The sequence below is a fragment of the Streptococcus sp. CSL10205-OR2 genome, from assembly GCF_025660655.1.
Lineage (GTDB): Bacteria > Bacillota > Bacilli > Lactobacillales > Streptococcaceae > Streptococcus.
Map to the genome: position 1 here is coordinate 1 of NZ_JAOTIN010000027.1, position 2,507 is coordinate 2,507.

The window sequence follows — 2,507 nt, forward strand, 5'->3', positions numbered from 1 at the left end:
ATGGTGATACCTATATCAACACAAGCACAGGTGATACCTATAGTAAGAGTAACAGTCGTTGGACTAGAAATGGAAATATCCGTGGTCCACAAGGGACTCGTGGAGCAACAGGTGCCACAGGTCAAGCCGGACGTGATGGACGAGACGGCAATTCAGTCAGCATCACTAATGTCAGAAAAGACGGTTCAGGTAATACTGTTATCACCTTCTCAGATGGCAAAGAAGTCACTGTAGACAAAGGTGACAAAGGAGACCAAGGCGAACGTGGCTTACAAGGCGAACGCGGTGAACGAGGAGCAACAGGACAAGCAGGTCGTGATGGACGCGATGGTAACTCAGTAAGTATTACAAATGTCACCAAAGATGGCTCAGGAAATACCGTTATCACCTTCTCAGATGGCAAAGAAGTCACTGTAGACAAGGGTGATAAGGGAAACCGAGGCGAACGTGGCTTACAAGGTGATCGTGGTTTACAAGGCGAACGCGGTGAACAAGGAGCTACAGGACAAGCAGGTCGAGACGGTAGCTCAGTAAGTATTACAAAGGTCACCAAAGATGGCTCAGGAAATACCGTTATCACCTTCTCAGATGGTAAAACAGTTACAGTAGACAAAGGTGATAAGGGAGACCGAGGCGAACGTGGCTTACAAGGCGAACGCGGTGAACAAGGAGCAACAGGACAAGCAGGTCGTGATGGCCGCGATGGTAACTCAGTAAGTATTACAAATGTCACCAAAGATGGCTCAGGAAATACCGTTATCACCTTCTCAGATGGCAAAGAAGTCACTGTAGACAAGGGTGATAAGGGAGAGCGAGGTGAACGTGGCTTACAAGGTGAACGTGGTTTACAAGGCGAACGCGGTGAACAAGGAGCCACAGGTCAATCAGGCCGCGATGGTCGAGACGGTAGCTCAGTAAGTATTACAAAGGTCACCAAAGATGGCTCAGGAAATACCGTTATCACCTTCTCAGATGGTAAAACAGTTACAGTAGACAAAGGTGATAAGGGAGACCGAGGTGAACGTGGCTTACAAGGTGAACGTGGTGAACAAGGAGCTACAGGACAAGCAGGTCGTGACGGCCACGATGGTAACTCAGTAAGTATTACAAATGTCACCAAAGATGGCTCAGGAAATACCGTTATCACCTTCTCAGATGGCAAAGAAGTCACTGTAGACAAAGGTGATAAGGGAGACCAAGGCGAACGCGGTGAACAAGGAGCAACAGGACAAGCAGGTCGTGACGGCCACGATGGTAACTCAGTCAGCATCACTAATGTCAGAAAAGACAGTTCAGGTAATACTGTTATCACCTTCTCAGATGGTAAAGAAGTCACTGTAGATAAGGGTGACAAAGGAGACCGTGGTGAACAAGGAGCTACAGGTCAATCAGGCCGCGATGGTAGAGACGGTAGTTCGGTAAGTATCACTAATGTTAGAAAAGATGATTCAGGAAATACTGTTATCACCTTCTCAGATGGTAAAGAAGTCACTGTAGACAAGGGTGATAAGGGAGACCAAGGTGAACGTGGTGAACAAGGTGTCTCAGGTCAAGCCGGACGCGATGGTAGAGACGGTAGTTCGGTAAGTATCACTAATGTTAGAAAAGATGGTTCAGGTAATACTGTTATCACCTTCTCAGATGGTAAAGAAGTCACTGTAGACAAGGGTGATAAGGGAGAGCGAGGTGAACGTGGTCAACAAGGTGAACGTGGTTTACAAGGAGAACGCGGTGAACAAGGAGCCACAGGTCAATCAGGCCGCGATGGTAGAGACGGTAGTTCGGTAAGTATCACTAATGTTAGAAAAGATGATTCAGGAAATACTGTTATCACCTTCTCAGATGGTAAAACAGTTACAGTAGACAAAGGTGATAAGGGAGACCGAGGTGAACGTGGCTTACAAGGTGAACGTGGTGAACAAGGAGCTACAGGTCAAGCCGGACGCGATGGTAGAGACGGTAGTTCGGTAAGTATCACTAATGTTAGAAAAGATGGTTCAGGTAATACTGTTATCACCTTCTCAGATGGTAAAGAAGTTACTGTAGACAAGGGTGATAAGGGAGACCAAGGCGAACGCGGTCCACGAGGCGACCGTGGTGAACAAGGAGCTACAGGTCAAGCCGGACGTGATGGTAGAGATGGTAGTTCAGTCAGCATTACTAATATCAGAAAAGACGGTTCAGGTAATACTGTTATCACCTTCTCAGATGGTAAAGAAGTCACTGTAGACAAGGGTGATAAGGGAGACCGAGGTGAACGTGGCTTACAAGGTGAACGTGGTTTACAAGGCGAACGCGGTGAACAAGGAGCAACAGGACAAGCAGGTCGTGACGGCCACGATGGTAACTCAGTCAGCATCACTAATGTCAGAAAAGACAGTTCAGGTAATACTGTTATCACCTTCTCAGATGGTAAAGAAGTCACTGTAGATAAGGGTGACAAAGGAGACCGTGGTGAACAAGGAGCTACAGGTCAATCAGGCCGCGATGGTAGAGACGGTAGTTCG

At 47.4% G+C, this 2,507-nt stretch carries 1 pseudogene; it reads left to right on the top strand.

Annotation, left to right across the window (positions count from 1 at the left end):
* Positions 1–2,507, top strand: a pseudogene (locus N7659_RS08070) (hypothetical protein); the annotation flags it as partial.